Source organism: Burkholderia singularis (genome assembly GCF_900176645.1).
Taxonomy (GTDB): domain Bacteria; phylum Pseudomonadota; class Gammaproteobacteria; order Burkholderiales; family Burkholderiaceae; genus Burkholderia; species Burkholderia singularis.
In genome coordinates this window covers 89,447-105,370 of sequence record NZ_FXAN01000032.1, presented here as the reverse complement: position 1 = coordinate 105,370, position 15,924 = coordinate 89,447, and the positions used below count along the sequence as shown (strand labels likewise).

Genomic DNA, 15,924 nt, shown 5'->3' with positions numbered 1-15,924 from the left:
TGTAACGCAACGTAACGAAATGGTGTCAGAGGCCGCCGAAACGCACGTTGGCCGATCGGCCGCGTCGCACAAACGGGCCGAACCGTCTATAGTGGGTAACGGTTGGACACAAACGCTCGCGCACGCGTCGCCTTCGAACAGGGTAAAATCCCGCCATACGCTGTGAAAACTCGCATGCGGCGAAACGCATAACTCTTATTTAACGCCGGCATCTGCCGCTTTTGAATGGCCAATCCTGCAGAATCCCATCCGCAAAACGATTTCATCAATGCCGCGCGCAAGGAACGCAAGCGCGTCGAAATTTATCTTGTCAACGGCATTCGCCTGACGGGATGCATTGAATCGTTCGATCAGTACTTGGTGATGCTGCGCACGCCCGTCGGCCTGCAAGGCATCTATAAACGCGCGATCTCGACGATCCAGCTCGATACGGGCGGCTCCCGCCCAGGCGGGCCGCGTGGCCCGCGCACGGGTGGCGGCCACGGCGGCGGAGGCAGCCACGGCGGCGGCCGGCCTGGCGGGCGCGAAGGCGGCGGCCACGGCCCTTACGGTTCGCACGGCGGCCATCGCGAGCAGCGCGGCGACAGTTTCTACTCCCGCGAGCCGCGCGAGCCCCGCGAACCGCGCGATTACGGCATGCCGCGCGAACCGCAAGAAGGTGTGACGACCCCGTCCACGTCGGAGCGCAATACGAGCGGCCCCGTGATCGTTACGCGCCGCCGGCGTTCGCTCGGCCCGACCGACGGCCAATAAGCGCTGATCGAACCCCGTCGCGCTGAAAAAAAGCAAGCCGTGGCCGGCTTGCTTTTTGCCGCGTCTCGCCCCTGCGTCGCGTCTCACGCCACCGCACCAAACACCGGCGCATGACCGGCCATCGCACGCCGCCAACCGGCCTCCACGGCCAGCTGCATCGTATTTGCGCCACCATTTCGGCAATTTCGCGTTTGCCGGCGCGAGCGCCCGATCATTCGCTTTCGCGGGTTTCGGGTTCTTCGTCAAAAATCTGATATTTGCGCATCTTCTCCCACAGCACCTTGCGGCTGATTCCAAGGTGCTGCGCGGTATCCTGACGGCGCCATCCGTTCGCATCGAGCGCGGCGATCACGCGGCTGCGCTCGGCCATATCCCACTTGCTGCGATCGACGAACACGTCCGCCGCGCTCTCGGCCGGCACCGGCTGCGCCCGGCGCGCATGCGCGACGAGCCGTTGCAGCCGCGCGGTGTCCCAGCCGCCCGTCTGCCTGACCGTCACGCCGACGCGCTCCGCGAGGTTGCGCAATTCCCGCACATTGCCGGGAAAATACGAATCGGCAACGGACTCGGCAAGCCAGTAAGGCAACTCCGGAAGCTCGGCAAGCCGTGCGTCGCCGACCACCGACGCGACGAACGTCTTGAAGAGCGCGATCTTGTCGACGGCGCCCCGCTCCTCGAGCGACGGAATGTTCAACTCGATCACCGCGAGCCGGTAATAGAGATCCGCGCGAAACAGGCCGTCCTTCACGAGCTGCGGCAGCTTTTTATTGCTCGCCGCGACGAGCCGGAAATCGACCTTGACGGGCGCCGTCGCGCCGATTCTCAGCACCGCGCCGTCCTCGAGCACGCGCAGCAGCTTGACCTGCTGATAAAGCGGCAGGTCCGCGACTTCGTCGAGAAACAGCGTGCCGCCCGCCGCCTGCTCGAAATAGCCCTTGTGCGTGCCGATCGCGCCCGTAAACGACCCTTTCGCATGCCCGAAGAACAGCGATTCGAACAGGCCGTCGGGAATCGCGCCACAGTTGACGGCAACGAACTCGCCTTGCGAATAGCGCGAATGCTTTTCGTGCAGAAGCTGCGCGATCCGCTCCTTGCCGACGCCCGTCTCGCCGTGCAACAGCACGTTCGTATCGCAATCGGCGAACGTGTCGACTTCCTGCAGCAGCGTCTGCATGCATTCCGAATGCGCGATGAGCGTCGTCGGCGCAAGCGTCTGCGCCGCATGCGCGCGAAGCTGCACCGCGAGCTTCGAAATCATCGCGCGCAACTCCGCGCCCGTGAAATCGAGCGGCAAGATATGCGAGTACTCGGGCGGATACTGCGACGGATCGTGATCGCGCGCCGAGCCCACCCAGATCACCGGCATGCCCATGTCCGCCTGCCACGAGCGCAGGAACGCCGAGCCGTTTTCGATCATCGTGACGCTGATGATCGCAAGCGACGGGCGCAGCGCCGTGCGCTCGGGCGAAAGCGTTGCATTGTCCGCGCGGATCACCTCGACGTCGAAGCTCGACATGCAGCGCGCGACCCGCTCGACGATGTCGGCCTTGCCCTCCCACACGTAGAGGTCGAGTCCTTCGATTGCGTTCGCGTTTCTCATCGTTATATGTGAATCAATTCAGTAAACCGTTTGCGCGGCGCCGCAGGTCAGTGCCTCGTTATGGACCGTCGCAACGCCGACCTGCACGCCCAGCAGATTCAGCAGCGGGACGACCACCTGGTCGAGTGCGCCAAGAATCGGCGTGAGAACGCCGGTCAGTAGATTGAGGAGCGGATTGAGGATGAATTCGAGAGGAAGAGACGCGTCGAGGATCGATATGTCAAGCCCCTTCGGCTGCGACCATGACGACGCAAGCTGCGACAACGCGTTCGCGAGCTGCGAACCCACGGCGTTTGAATTGGCGGACTGATAATCGTCCGCATCGCCCGTGACGCCATTAAACGTGAGCTTCACCGCGTCGGATTGCGGCGTTTCGACGGGCAATTGAGTGCCCTTCGTCTTGAGTTCGATCAGCTTGCGACCATGCAACACGCCCAACGACAAAATCGTCGTGGGTTGGCTGCAGACGGAGTTCAGCGATGTATTGGGATCGCCAGACGGCAATTGTCCAATGCAGAGGTTCGCCAGCCCGGGCTGCACGCCAACGACTGCCGTGCTTGCCGAAGCAGTGGATTCGCAATTCGTCTGTTCCAGCCACGCCCGGCCCGTCGAAACCTCCAAGACTATCGGCACATGCACCGAGATCTGCACCAAATTGCCCAAGAGAAACTGCAGCAAACTCAAGACCGGCGCCAACAATCCTGCCGATATTTGATTGTGCTCAGTATCAAGCGCGATATCCAAATAAAGCCGAACCATTGCATTGCTTGTCTGCGTGCGCCAATCGCCCGTCGCCGGATCGATTCCGGCCTCGCCGAGCGCGATCGACGGCGGCGTGTTGATCTGCAGATTCAGCGTCGCGTGGACTATGCCCAGATTCAAGCCAACCGGCACATTGATCGCCGGCTGCCCGGCTTGACCGACCTCGGCCGCGACCATCAGCATGTCGAACAGATTGACCTTCGCGTCGAGCGCGGCCTGCTTGTCGGACAGGCCGAGCGAAATCACGCCGGGCGCGCCCGGCCGGCTGCCGAGATTGATCAGATTGCCGCCGCCGATGCCCGCCGAAAGCATCGACTGCATCGCGTCGAGACTGATCTGCCGGCTTGCATTGACGACCTGCGTCCTCGTCAGCGCGTCGATCATCAGTTGCATGAACTGAGCGGCCGTAATCTGCGTATTCAGCAGCGCATCGACGGTCGTGACGTTCGCTGCCACCACCAAATCGCTGATCTTGATCTGCGTGGCCGCGAGCGCCTGATACGCCCCCACCGTCAGACTCAGATTCGTATGCAGCAACGCGCCGAGCAAGCCGTTGACGAGACCTCCCTGCAGGCTCGCGAGCGTCGTGCCGACCGTGAACTGATCGGTGTTGGTGGCTTTCGCGATCGACGTCGCGGACAGCGTGCGCCTGGGGCCGACGAAGAAAAACGGCACGTCCTGCTCCACCGTCACCTGCACCGCGTTCAAAGGCTCGACCTGCGCGACGAAATAGCCTTGCACGCTGGGAAAGCGCTGCGGGTCCCAGCGGCCGCACACGGGCGCAACCAGCGTGTTGCCGGACGCAGCCGGATCGAAACCGTTGGCCGCCGCATTACTGGCCGCTGCCTTGGCCGGCTCGGTACACGCATCGTTGACGATGCGTTGTGCGGCTGCGATCGCCGCCATATCCGCGACTTTCTGCAAGTCGCGGCGCACGAAAAACACATGGCCAATATCGATCGCGCCGAGCGTGGCGATCGCAACCAGCAGCCATGCCACCGCGGCGACGGCAAACGAGCCGCGCTGGCGCGCCGGCGTTGCGTGCGCGGGCGGGCGAACACGCGGCGAGCGCTCGAATGGACGATGGGCTAACGGCATGCGTTTCCTCGCTGCGTCACGGCATTGCTCTATCACTGCGATCCCGATGTCGGCGTCAACAGATAATTCGCGCCTCCACCACCGCTGCTCCCATGCCCCATCCCTGCGGCCGAGCCATAAAACGGCGGAATCTTCGTCTTGAACGAATCGATGTAACGCCGGTAAGCGTGCGACGCCGCGTCGCCCAGCAGCGGCTGCGACGCGGCGGCCTCGCGGTTGCTGCGCTGAAGCTCGGCCCACGCCTGCGTCGCGTGGCCGACCTCCGATGCATCGGGCGCGGCGGATTGCGGCACTTGCGCGTGCGCGGCTGTCGCGGCGGTCACGCACGCGAGCGCGCCGGCCAAGGCAAATGCGAACGCCGCGCGGACCGGCCGCCCGCTTGACGAACCGGCAGCCGGAATCTGGATGGGGTCATGCGTCGTCATATCGACTCCGTAAAACGTCTGTTATTGCGAGTGCTGGCGCGCGGGCGCCGCCGCCGGCTCCAGCCCCGCGGCCACCGCCACGGGCACAGCATCATTGGCCGCTGCCGCAGATCCGCCCGCGGCCGGCGCGCTCGACGCATTCGCCGATCCCGCCGTACCTGCCGCGCTTGCCGCCTGCGCGCTGCCCGGCCGCGTCAAATTGCGCTGCCGCACTCGCGCGGCGGCGGCGATCTTCGCCGCATCGCTACGAATTTCGGTGCGCACGGCGCTCGGCAACTTCTGTTGATCCATCAGCCCAAGCGCTTCACGCGTTTGTCCCGTCGCAAGCAGAAAAAGCGCGAGATTGCTCAGGATCTTCGAATTGTGCTGATCGAGTTCCGCCGCCTTCATCAACGGCACGCGCGCGCCCGTCACGTCGCCGCTGCGCATGCGCGCATAGGCGAGATCGGACAGCGTCGGCGCATCGGTGGGCGCGAGCGCCACCGCCTGCGCAAGCTCTTGCGACGCGCGCTCGAAATCGCCCGACGCGCCGGCGAGCAGCCCCAGCCCGCGATGGCCGCGCGACGCGAGCGGCGTGTCGAGCAACTGCCGGTATGCAACGGCGCTCGCGGCCGGCTGATCGGTCGCGCGCAACGCATCCGCGCGCAGCAGGATCGTGTCGGGCGATGCGCCATACTGCTTCTCATAAGCGTCGATATGCGCGAGCGATGCGTAATAGAGCCCCTGCGCCTGCATCCGGCCAATCAGGCCGAGATACATGCCGGGCGTATCGGGAGGCGCGCTCTTGTCGGCCGCGGCCTGCATCAGCGCGGCACGCTCGGCCTGCGCGCCGATCCCGTATCCCGATTCCTTGAACGCGCATGCACCGAGCAGCAGCGTGCACGCCGCCAGTGCCGCCATCGCCGTCGAAAAACCCGCTCGTTCCATGTGATTCCTTCCTTCGTTGCCCGCTAGCGATGCACGCCCGCGAGCGCATGCATCACGGCCAGCATCCCCGGCCCGGCCGTCACGATGAACAGCGCGGGCAGCAGCGTGACAATCATCACGCCCGTCATCTTCACGGTGAGGCGGCCGATGCGCTCACGCAGCATCGCGCGGCGCACTTCGCGCAGGCGGTCGCCGAATTGCTTGAGCGGCTCCTGCACCGCGCCGCCGTGCTTGTCGACCTGGATCAGCAAACGCACGATCGCGCGCAGATCCTCGTTGTCGAAGCCGCTTGCCAGCCGCTGCAGCGACTGCTCGCGTGTGCGGCCCGCGACGAATTGCCGCTGCGCGATCGCAAGCTCCGACGACAGCACGGGCAGCATCCCCTTGAAATCGTTGGTGACGACCTGGATGCTTTGATCGAGCGACAGCCCAACGCCCTGCAACAGCCTGAGCATGTCGACGAGCAGCGGCATCTCGTCGACGACGGCCTGGCGCCGCGCCGCCGCGCGGCGCTGCACGTAAAGCTTCGGCAGCATGAAGCCGACGATCGCCGACAGTGCGATCGACGCAACCAGATATTTGTGGACCCGGGCGCCGCCGATCAGCATCACGATGATCGGCACGCCCAACGCGCAGCCGATCCGCGCGCTCAGAAAAATGCCGCGCGTGCGCGCGTCGACGTATCCGCATTGCTCGAGCAGCAATCGATCCTCGTCGGCCACGATCTGCTTGCCGAGCGGCGTGTCGAGCAGACGCATTCCGAACCGGCCGGCCCGCTCGAGCAATGCCGAGAAACGCGCATGCCCGCCGTCCGGCGCCTGCTGCACATCGGACGCGCGCGGCCCCGCCGCGCTCGGCGCCGCCGTGCGCGCCGCCAGCGCCTCGAGCGCGGCGGCGCGCTGCTCGAGCGCATCGGCAAGCGTGCGGCCGCTTTTTTGCGCAAGCAGCACGCGCAGCACCGCGAGCACGGCCAGCATCAGCACGCCGAGTGCGCCCAGCATGAGCGCGATTGCTCCAATGCGAGCGGGCTCCATCGTCGTCACCTCAGCCGGGCGAGCCGGTACAGCCAATAGCCGCCGGCGAGTTGCAGAAAAAACGCGAGATAGACCAGCTCGCGCCCCGTCGGATCGAACCACATCGCGCTGAAGTAGCCGGGGTTGGTCGCAATCACGAAGCCGCCCAGCGCAACCGGCAGCAAGCTCAGCACCCACGCGGACAGCCGCGTTTCCGCCGACATCGCGACAAGCTCCCGCTCGGCCTGCTCGAGATCGCGCATGAAGACGGCCATCCGGTCGAGCATCACGTCCGCCCGGCCGCCGTACTTCACCGACAGTTTCAGCACCGAGCCGACAAGCTCGAACTCGTCGATCTGGTAAAGCCGCGCGACATGGAACATCGCCCGGTCGATCTCGACGCCCGAGCGCAGCAGCCGCGACACGTGGTCCAGACAATCGCGCAGCGGCTGCTCGGTCGTCTGCAGCGTCGCCTGGAACGCAGCCGGCACGCTGTTGCCGAGCGTGACGAGCCGCACGATGCCGTCGAGAAACGACGGCAGCTGGCGCACGATGCGCAGCCGCCGCCGGTTGATTCGCGCGACGAGCCAGAACGCGACGCCCGCCGCGCCGGCCATCCAAGCCGCGGCCATCGCGAGCAGGCCGCCCCGCATGCCCGCCCACAAGCCCGCGACGGCGATGACGGCGACGAACGCTGTCAGCGGCTTGCGGATCTCGGGCACGCCCGCGCGGCTCGATACGTTGAGCCATTGGTCGGCCACGCGCTCGCGCCAACGCGCGAACCCTTCGACGGGCTTCGCTCCCGTCGCGCCCCCAGTGCCCCCAGTGCCTCCAGTGCCCGCCGCCCGCCTCGGTTCGGCCGGCGGCGTCGCGCCGGACCGCGACGCCGGCTGAAGCCGGCTGTCGACAAAGCGTGCCGCATGCGCGCGCTCCCGATGCGTCTGGCCACGCCGCCACAGCGCGAGCGCCGCCGCCGCGCACAACAGCGCGACAGCCAGCGCCCAGAGCGCCGCGCTAGACATTGAAGCCTCCGCCGCGGCCGAACGGCTCGCCGCCGAAGCCGCCGCTCGCGAGCGTCTGCCTGAAGCGCGCGAGCTTGGGCGAATGCGGATGAATGCCGAGCGATTCCCAGTGATCGATCTCCTCGCCGTCGGCGCTCACGCGCGGTTCGTACCGGTAAAGTTCCTGCGTCGCGATGATGTTGTCGGACAGCCCGGTGACCTCGGTCACCGACAGAATCCGCCGCCGCCCGTTCGACAGCCGTCCGATCTGCACGATGAAATCGATCGCGTTCGCGATCTGCCGGCGCAGGCTCGATTCGGTGCCCTGAAAGCCCGCGAAGCCGGCGAGCATCTCCAGGCGGTACAGGCACTCGCGCGGCGAACTGGCGTGAACCGTGCCCATCGAGCCGTCGTGGCCGGTGTTCATCGCCTGCATCATCTCGAGCACCTCGCCGCCGCGCACTTCGCCGACGATGATGCGGTCCGGCCGCATGCGCAGCGTGTTGCGCAGCAGATCGCGGATCGTCACCACGCCGCTGCCGTCGAAGCCTCCCGGCCGGCTCTCGAGCCGCACCACATGCGGATGATTGAGCGACAGCTCGGCCGTGTCCTCGATCGTCACGACGCGCTCGGCTTCGGGAATATGAAACGCGAGCGCATTGAGCAGCGAGGTCTTGCCCGAACTCGTGCCGCCCGACACCAGGATGTTGCAGCGCGCATCGACCGCGGCTTGCAGCAGCGCGCCGATTTCCGCGTTGAACGTAGCGTTTGCGAGCAGGTCCGCGGGCTTGAGCGGGTCCTTGCGGAACTTGCGGATCGACACGACCGGGCCGTCGATCGACAGCGGCTCGATCACCACGTTCACGCGCCCGCCGTCCGGCAGCCGCGCATCGACCATCGGATTCGATTCGTCCAGACGCCGCCCGATCGGCGCGAGAATCCGCCGCACGATCCGCAGCAAATGCGCGTTGTCGGCAAAACGCACCGGCAGTTTCGTCAGCATGCCGTGCCGCGACACGTACACGTCGTTGTAGCCGTTGATCAGGATGTCCTCGACATGCGGATCGGCCAGCAGATCCTCGATCGGCCCGAAACCCGCCAGCTCCTTGGTCAGCGCCTCGGCGATCGTGCGCACCTCGTTTTCGTTGAGCGGGATGCGGCGCAGCCGCACGAAGCTGTCGATTTCGAGATCGACGAACTGGTTGATCGCCTGCCGGGACCAGCGGCCGAATTCCGCGCCCAGCTCCTCGATGCGCGTGAGCAGATGCTCGTGCGCGGCGTTCTTGACGTCATGGAACTGCTGCGTCTGCGAGAACGGCGTCGCACCATCGGCGAATTGAATGTCGTGTCCCATCGGTTACGAGCGCTTGGAGGTGGGTTGAATGAGGCGGCGCAGCGCGGCAAAGCCGCCCGCGGAACGCGGTGCGGCCGCGCCGGCGCGGCCCGCGAGCCGCTCGACGAGCGGCTCGAGCGCGCGCACGTAGGGATCGCGCTCGGCGTCGTCGACGATCAGCCGGCCGCGGTTGGCCGCATGGCCGATCGGCACGCGCCGCGACGGCAGCGTCGCCGTGAGCGCGATGCCGAGCCGCTCGGCGATCTGCGCCGGCGACAGGCCGAGCGCCGCATCGTACTGATTGACGACGAGGCGCAACGCATCGGTGGACACGCCCGCATCGCGCAGCGATTCGAGCAGCTCCACCGCAGAGACCACCGACGCGACCCCCTGGTCGCACAAGAGCCATGCCTCGTCGGCGGCGCCTGCGGCCTGCGCGACGAAATCGCGGTTCGAGAAACCGCCGAGATCGACAATCTGATGATCGAAAAACGCGCGCAGCCGGTTCAGAAGACCGACGCATGACGCATACGACACGTCGCGCAGCCCGGCGAGGCTGGGCGGCAGCGTCGTCAGCGCGACGCCGCTCGCATGACGCGCGAGCGCGGTGTTGACGAACGTGCGGTCGAAGCGGCGCAGGTTGCGCACCGCCTCGACGAAATCGAACTCGCAGCGCGTGTTCAGGAACAGCGCGCCGTCGCCCGCCGGCAGCCCGAGATCGACGAGCGCCGTTTGCCTGCCGTGCGCGGCCGTGCGCTTTTGCAGCAGCACGGCCAGATTCGCGGCGAGCGTGCTCGTGCCCATCCCGGCGCGCGCGCCGAGCAGTGCGACGAGCTTGCCGTGACGGCTCGGCTGCTCGCCCACGTGATCGAGCAGCCCGCGCGTGATGCGCAGCGCATCGTCGGCGCTGGCGGAAATGTCGATGAAATCGCGCACGCCGGCGCGCAGCGCGGCAAGCGCGCTTTCCGGCTCGGCGAGCGAGCCGAGCGCGACGATCGGCAGCATCGGCTGCGCGACGCGCACCGCGGCTGCCGCGGCGCTCGCCGCCTGCGCGTGCCCGCCCGAGAAATCGACGAAGACGATCGCCGGATTCACCCCGGCGATGCGCTGCGCGAGCGCGGCAGGCTCGAGCGATGCTGCCTCGACCGCGCCCGCCGCCACGAGGGTCTGCGCGAGCCACCGCACGTGCTCCCGGTCGGGCGACGCGCAGACGAAATAATCGGTCACGGCAGGTTCAGCCAAGGATTGCGTTCTCGCATTCATGTTGAAGCGCCCCTGTTGCACGCCGCATCGCGGCCCCCACGCGCCCGCCCGGTGGCGCGCTCATTTCGAGAACCCCGGCCCCGCGTCCGGCGACAGCACGCCGCCCAGGTACGAGCGCCACACCGGCCCGTCGCGCTGCTCGGACAGCTCGCCCGGCGTAGCGGGCAGCGGCGCGTTCTTCGCGATCGGCGCAACCAGGTGCGGCGTCACGATGATCACCAGCTCCTTGTCGTTCTGCTGATAGCTAAGCTGCTTGAAGAATGTGCCGATTACCGGCAGATCGCCGAGAAACGGCACCTTGTTGACGTTCGACGTCGTCTCGCGATCGATCAGCCCGCCGATCATGAAACTCTCGCCGTCGCCCAGCTCGACGGTCGTGTCCGCACGGCGCGTCGTCAGCGCCGGCACCGTCACGCTATTGATCGTGATCGAATGCACGAAATCGAGCTGGCTCGATTCCGGCGCGACTTTCAGCGCGATCCGGCGCGGGCTCAGCACGGTCGGCGTGAGCGTGAGGCCGACGCCGTAGGGCTTCCAGTCGATCGACGTGGTGCCGAGCCCCTGCGGCACCGGCACCGGAATCTCGCCGCCCGCGAGAAAGCTCGCGCTCTGCCCGGACAACGCCACCAGCGTCGGCTGCGCGAGCACGCGCGCGAGATTGTTCGCCTCCAGGATCGACAGGTCCGCGAAAATGCCGCGCGACATCGAGCCGACCACCAGGTTGAACGCGGACGCGATCGGCGCCACGCTCGACAGCGCCTGCGTCGAGGTGGCCGCCGCCGTGTTCGCCAGCGTCGAGGTCGTGACCGACGAACTCACGCCGCCCGACGTGAGCCCGCTTGGCGAAAACGCGCCAAACGTGAAACCGTTGTTCTGCTTGAAGATATTGAGGCCCGCTTGCTTGAGCACCGAGCGGCTGAACTCGACGACCCGCACATCCACTTGCACGACATTCTTGCCACTGATCGACGAAGTGTCGATCAGCCCGCCGTCCTTGCCCGTCATCCCCCTGCCGAGCGCCAGCGCGCGCTCGTGCGCGTCGAGCGTGGCGGCCTCGCCCGACACGACGGTCGTGCCGTTGTACGTCTTCACGCTCGGCGCGCCGCCGCCCAGCACCGCGCGCGCCGCCGCGCTCGTGACGTTGACCGTATAGACGGACGGCTCGTCGCGCCCGCGCTCCCACACCATCAGGCTGGTCGAGCCCGGCGCCTTTGCGACAAGCAGTACGCCGCCGCGGCCGCCCTTGACGACGAGCACGTCGGCCACATCCGGATCGCCGATCGCCACCCGCTGCAAGCTGCGCCCGGCCGCGATCTGCCGCTGCCCGCCCGCCGCCAGCTCGATCGTGCCAGGCTGCTGGGCGTGCGCGGCAAACGACAGCCACGCGACGAGCATCGTGATGCCCCATCCAATCAATCTATTTTTCATCGTGTCGGAAACCGGTGCGAGCCGGCCTTCTCCCTGCCGTCACTGTGCGAATGCGCTTCTTTCAATAGGCGAGCGTTTCGACCCGCCCGCCTCGTATCACTTCGATGCCGCCGCCCGCGTGCTGCTGCGCTGCCGGCGCGCGCGCGGGCTCGGCCGGGCGGACGGCCGCGGCCGCGCCGTTGCTGCGCGACAGCTCGGCGAGCGACAGCCCGCTCGCCGCGAGATCCGACGGTCCCGCGCCGTTCGCCGTGCGCGCCGCCACCGTCTGGGCGGCCACTTCGGCGTCGCGCGGGCTGCGCAATGCGAGCACGAGGCGGCCGCTCGCCTCGGCAAGCGTCAATGCGTCGACCTGCGCGGTCGGCACCGCGAGCACCGCGGTGCGCACGCTGACGCCGGCCGGCCCCGGCGCGCCGTCGCGATCCGGCGTCGCATCGCCGAACGCCAGCACGCGCACGCGCGACAACAGGAGCCGCGCCTGCGATCTGGCGATTTCCGCGCCGGTCGCGCCAAAGCCGCCGTCACGCTTCAGATTGACGAACACGTCGACGAAATTGCCGGGACGCAGGCGGCTGCCCACCGCGTTGGTCTCGTCGACCTTGATCGCGACCGCCCGCTCGCCGGGCGCGATCTGATCCGCGAGGCCGGACATCAGCCCGCCTTCGAGCACGGGCGACTGCGCCGCGATATCGGCCGCCGGCACGCGGCCCGCGACCAGCGCCGGATTCGAGAACACGCCCGCGAGCGGCGTTTGCACTTGCTGCACCTTCAACGCGTCGGCCGGAATCGGCTGGCCGGCCGGCAACGTGCGCGCCGCGACGACCACGGGCACGGTTCGGATCGCGACCGCGCTCGCGGCGCTCGGCGCGACGCTCGCCGGCTGCCGCGCGAGCAGCCACGCGTAAATGCCGAGCAGGATCGCGAGCCCGATCAGCAATCCCGCGATGATCTTGGTCAGATGAGTGGCCATGTTTTGTTATCGTCGAGTCGTCGAAACGGCAGCGAAAGAACCGGGTTGAAAAAAACCGCGCCAGCGCCAAGGCACGGCAATGTCGGGCTTATATCGCGAAGGTCATAGAAGATTGGCGGGGTTGAGCTGCACCGTTGCCTGGCTCGACAGCGTCGACGGAACGAGCGCCGCGCCGAACAACGGGATCGCCGGAAGCAGCGGGTTCGCGGCGTAGGGATACGTGACCGTCACCTGGATGCAGTCCATCGACGGCGCATACGCGCAACTCATCGACACGCATGCCGATTCGCTGCCCTTCGCCGCCAACCATCCCGTCAGATTTTTCGCGGCCGTGCATGCGGCGTCCGCTCTCGCGGCCAGCGCGGCGGTCGGCGTGCTGGCCGCCTGATAGCCGAGCGCGGCGCGGGCGCCTTCCGTCGCGGCGAGCGTAAGCGTCTGCTGCGCGGCGAAGATCATCCCGTATGTCACGAGCCCATAAAGAATCATGAAAAACAGCGGGAACAGGATCGCGAATTCGACGGCGGTCGCGCCGCGCTGCCGCCGCGGCGTTACGAACGTTTGCGCGGCCGGCGTGCGCTTGGCGCTCAACGCACGCCTCCGATATGGACGAGATACGCGAGCCACGCGGCGGCGGGCGCGACGAGAAACGCGGCGTAAGGCGTCGCCCGCCGCGCGCCGAGCGCGAGCGCAGGCGCGCCGGCCGGCAGACGGCTCGACAGCACGACGCCGAGCGCATGCACGCCCGCGGCGATGCTCGCGGCAATCCACAGCCACGGCAGCACCGGCAAACCGCACCATACGCCGAGCACCGCGAAGATTTTCACGTCCGCGGCACCCATCACGCGCAGAATAAAAAACGGAAAAAGAAAAGCAAAACCGGCCAACCCGCCGATCAATGAACCGGATAATGTCGTACCAAATGGATTATGTCGGCTTATTGTAAAAACGATACCGGCCACAAGCCCGGCGAGCACCCATTGGTTAGGGATACGGCGATCACGGCAATCAGCAATCGCAACGCCCGCAGACCAGATGAAAAAAAGTCCGATACTGAATAATTGAATCATTTCAGCTCCAGCCGCATGAAAACGTCGTATGGATTGCCGGCGACAATCCATACGGCTGTAATAATGCGAAAGGAAACGGAATCAGTTCATTTTGCCGGCGCGTTGGATTGGACTTGCTTGGCAATACCGGCAAACGCGTCCTTCAGACTGCCGGTCAGCCCAGTATCTCCCCCAACGGCCGCTACGATAGCCACCGCCAGCAGCCCCGCGATCAGCCCGTATTCGATCGCGGTCACCCCTGCCTCGTCCTTCAGGAAGCGCTTGATCAGTGCTTTCATAATCGATCCTCGTGCCTTGAGTTCTCGTTGGCCTTCACTTGACGCTATCGGCCCGCCTCGCCCGCCGGCCGATTTTAACCGGCCGGACCAGACAGTTTTGTTATAACTCTTTTTTCATGAGTCGTTAACAATTTGATACAAGTTGACGATCCGGCGGCTTACGTCGCTTCGCGTTCCCCGATGTACAAATCTTTCAATCTACGCACGAGCGCAACATCATATATCCGAACCTTTTTTTCTTCCACTTTTTTATTCAACTTTACCCGGCCATATATAGCCGTCTGATGTGTATTTTTACGACCGATCGGTAGTCCTTACCTATCAGGATTTACGATAGGTTAGATATACATACCTAATCATCAGTAAAACAGACGATTCACTAGTCCACGCCTTTACTGTCTGTTACGCCGTGCACGTAACGCCGAGCGCGCGACGTTACGTTACGACACGCCGCGAAACGCGAGCGCCGCATGCCATCCGGCCCCCTATCGGAAACCCTTACCGCCCTGCCCGCCCTCCTCATCCAGTAAGGCTTTCCGGTAGGCCCTCGCACCGGTTCGTTGCATCGTCCGACGCAATGGCATGACTGTTGCAGAGATGTGACCGCAGCAGCAACGCAATCAACAGACAAACCCCATGCGAGGACACGATGAACACCCAAACGATTGCTCATGGCACGCTCCGGACGACTTTGATCGCGGCCACCGTCGCAGCCATGCTCTCCCTCACCGCGTGCGGCGGCTCCGGCTCGATTAGCAAAGGCCTCAGCGATTCGGGCGCCGGCAGCGGCGGCGGCGCAATCTCCACGACGGGCGGCGGTGCGGGCACGGACGGCGCGGGCAGCGCGAACGGCGGCTCCGGTGCGAGCGGCGGTTCGGGTTCGACGACCACCGCGGGCGGCGGCTCGACCTCCGGCAGCGGCTCGACCTCGGGCGGCACCTCGGCTTCAAGCGCCAATGCAATCGGCACGGTCGCCGGCAACGCGGGCGACGTCATCAGCAATGCGGGCTCGACCGTCTCCGGCGTCGGCTCGGTCATCGGCGGCACGCCGCTGCCCGGCGCGAATCCGCAATCGACGCAATCGCTTGGCGGGGTTGTCCAAAGCGCGGGCGGCGCGCTCAGCGCGCTGGGCAACGGCGTATCGAGCGGCCTCGGCCAGCTCGGTTCGCCGAACGCCAATCCGATCGGCACGACGGTCGCGAGCACCGGCAACGTCGTCAGTCAACTGGGCGGCGCGCTCACGCAAACCGGCAATCTCGTCACCAGTCTCGGCAATGGCCCCCTGTCGCCGCTCGCGCCGATCACGTCGCCGGTCGGCGGCCTGGTGACCACGGCCGGCAACGCGGTCACCAACGGCGGCGCGACGCTCGGCAACGCACTGTCGACCGGCCCCGTTCAGCAAGTCACGCAAGCGGTCAGCTCGGCGATCACGCCGATCACCACGGCCGTCGCGGGCACCACGCAGACGGTCGGCAACGCGACGGGCCTCGGCGCGCCCGCCAATACGCTGCTTGGCGTGATCGGCGGCGGAGTGAATCAGGCCGGCGCGCTGATCACCAAAACGGGCGGCGGCAATCCGGTCGCAACGGGCCTCGGCTCGACGGTGTCGTCGACGGGCGCCACGATCAGCTCGCTGGGCGGCCTGGTAACGGGCGGCTCTGCGCCGACCAACCCCCTCGCGCCGGTCGCAACGGCCGTGGGCGGCCTGACCAATGCGCTTGGCAACGCGACGGCAGGTACGCCGCTCGCGCCGGTCGGCGGCATCGTATCGACCGCCACGGGCGCGCTGACGAATGCCGCCGGCGGCGCGGCTGGCGGCAATCCGCTTGCCCCCGTCACCAGCGCGTTGACCGGCGCGGCCGGCGGCGGCGCGGCCGCAGGCAATCCGCTCGCGCCCGTCACCGGCGCGCTGTCCAGCGCGACCGGCGCGGCGTCGACGAATCCAGTGGCCGGCCTCACGGCGCCGCTGACCGGCTCGAGCGGCGGCGCGGCAAGCACGGCCGGCGCGG

At 66.7% G+C, this 15,924-nt stretch carries 14 protein-coding genes and 1 pseudogene; 2 read left to right on the top strand and 13 right to left on the bottom strand.

Going from position 1 to position 15,924, the window contains the following annotated elements; translation table 11 throughout:
* Positions 1-225: 225 nt before the first annotated feature.
* Entirely contained in the window at positions 226-753 is a 528-nt protein-coding gene (gene hfq / locus BSIN_RS03055; protein WP_089339474.1) for an RNA chaperone Hfq, read from the top strand.
* A 211-nt stretch (positions 754-964) separates the two neighbouring features.
* On the opposite strand, the gene BSIN_RS03050 is transcribed toward hfq, so the two are convergent.
* The 13 genes from BSIN_RS03050 to BSIN_RS02990 form a co-directional block, all read right to left on the bottom strand.
* Positions 965-2,353, bottom strand: coding sequence for a sigma 54-interacting transcriptional regulator (locus tag BSIN_RS03050; RefSeq protein WP_089339473.1), 1,389 nt, complete (start codon positions 2,351-2,353; stop codon positions 965-967).
* A gap of 18 nt (positions 2,354-2,371) precedes the next feature.
* Positions 2,372-4,213, bottom strand: a complete 1,842-nt coding sequence (locus BSIN_RS03045) for a TadG family pilus assembly protein (protein WP_089339472.1) — start codon at positions 4,211-4,213, stop codon at positions 2,372-2,374.
* Between the two features lie 32 nt (positions 4,214-4,245).
* Positions 4,246-4,638, bottom strand: coding sequence for a DUF3613 domain-containing protein (locus tag BSIN_RS03040; protein ID WP_059518467.1), 393 nt, complete (start codon positions 4,636-4,638; stop codon positions 4,246-4,248).
* A gap of 21 nt (positions 4,639-4,659) precedes the next feature.
* Positions 4,660-5,565 (bottom strand): tetratricopeptide repeat protein, encoded by a 906-nt coding sequence (locus BSIN_RS03035; protein WP_069234575.1) that lies wholly within the window; start codon positions 5,563-5,565, stop codon positions 4,660-4,662.
* Positions 5,566-5,588: 23 nt separating this feature from the next.
* On the bottom strand, positions 5,589-6,599 hold the full coding sequence (locus BSIN_RS03030; RefSeq protein WP_089339489.1) for a type II secretion system F family protein: 1,011 nt from the start codon (positions 6,597-6,599) through the stop codon (positions 5,589-5,591).
* 5 nt (positions 6,600-6,604) lie between these two features.
* Positions 6,605-7,600 (bottom strand): type II secretion system F family protein, encoded by a 996-nt coding sequence (locus BSIN_RS03025; RefSeq protein ID WP_089339471.1) that lies wholly within the window; start codon positions 7,598-7,600, stop codon positions 6,605-6,607.
* Positions 7,593-8,933, bottom strand: coding sequence for a TadA family conjugal transfer-associated ATPase (locus BSIN_RS03020; protein ID WP_059518475.1), 1,341 nt, complete (start codon positions 8,931-8,933; stop codon positions 7,593-7,595). The genes BSIN_RS03025 and BSIN_RS03020 overlap by 8 nt, the downstream gene beginning before the upstream one ends.
* Before the next feature lie 3 nt (positions 8,934-8,936).
* The gene (locus BSIN_RS03015) at positions 8,937-10,175 is read right to left on the bottom strand and encodes a fimbrial protein (protein ID WP_089339470.1); all 1,239 of its coding nucleotides are present in this window, start codon (positions 10,173-10,175) and stop codon (positions 8,937-8,939) included.
* 60 nt (positions 10,176-10,235) lie between these two features.
* Positions 10,236-11,603 (bottom strand): type II and III secretion system protein family protein, encoded by a 1,368-nt coding sequence (locus BSIN_RS03010; protein ID WP_089339469.1) that lies wholly within the window; start codon positions 11,601-11,603, stop codon positions 10,236-10,238.
* Between the two features lie 61 nt (positions 11,604-11,664).
* On the bottom strand, positions 11,665-12,570 hold the full coding sequence (gene cpaB / locus BSIN_RS03005; protein WP_089339468.1) for a Flp pilus assembly protein CpaB: 906 nt from the start codon (positions 12,568-12,570) through the stop codon (positions 11,665-11,667).
* A 102-nt stretch (positions 12,571-12,672) separates the two neighbouring features.
* Positions 12,673-13,158, bottom strand: coding sequence for a TadE/TadG family type IV pilus assembly protein (locus BSIN_RS03000; RefSeq protein WP_256583550.1), 486 nt, complete (start codon positions 13,156-13,158; stop codon positions 12,673-12,675).
* Positions 13,155-13,637: an A24 family peptidase gene (locus tag BSIN_RS02995; RefSeq protein WP_069234580.1), complete on the bottom strand. Its 483-nt coding sequence runs from the start codon at positions 13,635-13,637 to the stop codon at positions 13,155-13,157. The genes BSIN_RS03000 and BSIN_RS02995 overlap by 4 nt, the downstream gene beginning before the upstream one ends.
* Before the next feature lie 86 nt (positions 13,638-13,723).
* Complete coding sequence (locus BSIN_RS02990; protein WP_089339467.1) at positions 13,724-13,915, bottom strand: Flp family type IVb pilin; 192 nt, start codon at positions 13,913-13,915, stop codon at positions 13,724-13,726.
* A 649-nt stretch (positions 13,916-14,564) separates the two neighbouring features.
* Here BSIN_RS02990 and BSIN_RS02985 point away from each other — a divergent pair.
* A pseudogene (locus BSIN_RS02985) lies at positions 14,565-15,908 on the top strand (collagen-like triple helix repeat-containing protein); the annotation flags it as partial.
* Between the last annotated feature and the right edge of the window lie 16 nt (positions 15,909-15,924).

What these genes read in the sequence shown, in the direction of transcription:
- BSIN_RS02990 (WP_089339467.1), bottom strand. Translation starts at nt 13,915, where the DNA reads ATGAAAGCACTGATCAAGCGCTTCCTGAAGGACGAGGCAGGGGTGACC.
- hfq (WP_089339474.1), top strand. Translation starts at nt 226, where the DNA reads ATGGCCAATCCTGCAGAATCCCATCCGCAAAACGATTTCATCAATGCC.
- cpaB (WP_089339468.1), bottom strand. Translation starts at nt 12,570, where the DNA reads ATGGCCACTCATCTGACCAAGATCATCGCGGGATTGCTGATCGGGCTC.
- BSIN_RS03025 (WP_089339471.1), bottom strand. Translation starts at nt 7,600, where the DNA reads ATGTCTAGCGCGGCGCTCTGGGCGCTGGCTGTCGCGCTGTTGTGCGCG.
- BSIN_RS03010 (WP_089339469.1), bottom strand. Translation starts at nt 11,603, where the DNA reads ATGAAAAATAGATTGATTGGATGGGGCATCACGATGCTCGTCGCGTGG.
- BSIN_RS03030 (WP_089339489.1), bottom strand. Translation starts at nt 6,599, where the DNA reads ATGGAGCCCGCTCGCATTGGAGCAATCGCGCTCATGCTGGGCGCACTC.
- BSIN_RS03035 (WP_069234575.1), bottom strand. Translation starts at nt 5,565, where the DNA reads ATGGAACGAGCGGGTTTTTCGACGGCGATGGCGGCACTGGCGGCGTGC.
- BSIN_RS02995 (WP_069234580.1), bottom strand. Translation starts at nt 13,637, where the DNA reads ATGATTCAATTATTCAGTATCGGACTTTTTTTCATCTGGTCTGCGGGC.
- BSIN_RS03015 (WP_089339470.1), bottom strand. Translation starts at nt 10,175, where the DNA reads ATGAATGCGAGAACGCAATCCTTGGCTGAACCTGCCGTGACCGATTAT.
- BSIN_RS03050 (WP_089339473.1), bottom strand. Translation starts at nt 2,353, where the DNA reads ATGAGAAACGCGAACGCAATCGAAGGACTCGACCTCTACGTGTGGGAG.
- BSIN_RS03020 (WP_059518475.1), bottom strand. Translation starts at nt 8,933, where the DNA reads ATGGGACACGACATTCAATTCGCCGATGGTGCGACGCCGTTCTCGCAG.
- BSIN_RS03045 (WP_089339472.1), bottom strand. Translation starts at nt 4,213, where the DNA reads ATGCCGTTAGCCCATCGTCCATTCGAGCGCTCGCCGCGTGTTCGCCCG.
- BSIN_RS03040 (WP_059518467.1), bottom strand. Translation starts at nt 4,638, where the DNA reads ATGACGACGCATGACCCCATCCAGATTCCGGCTGCCGGTTCGTCAAGC.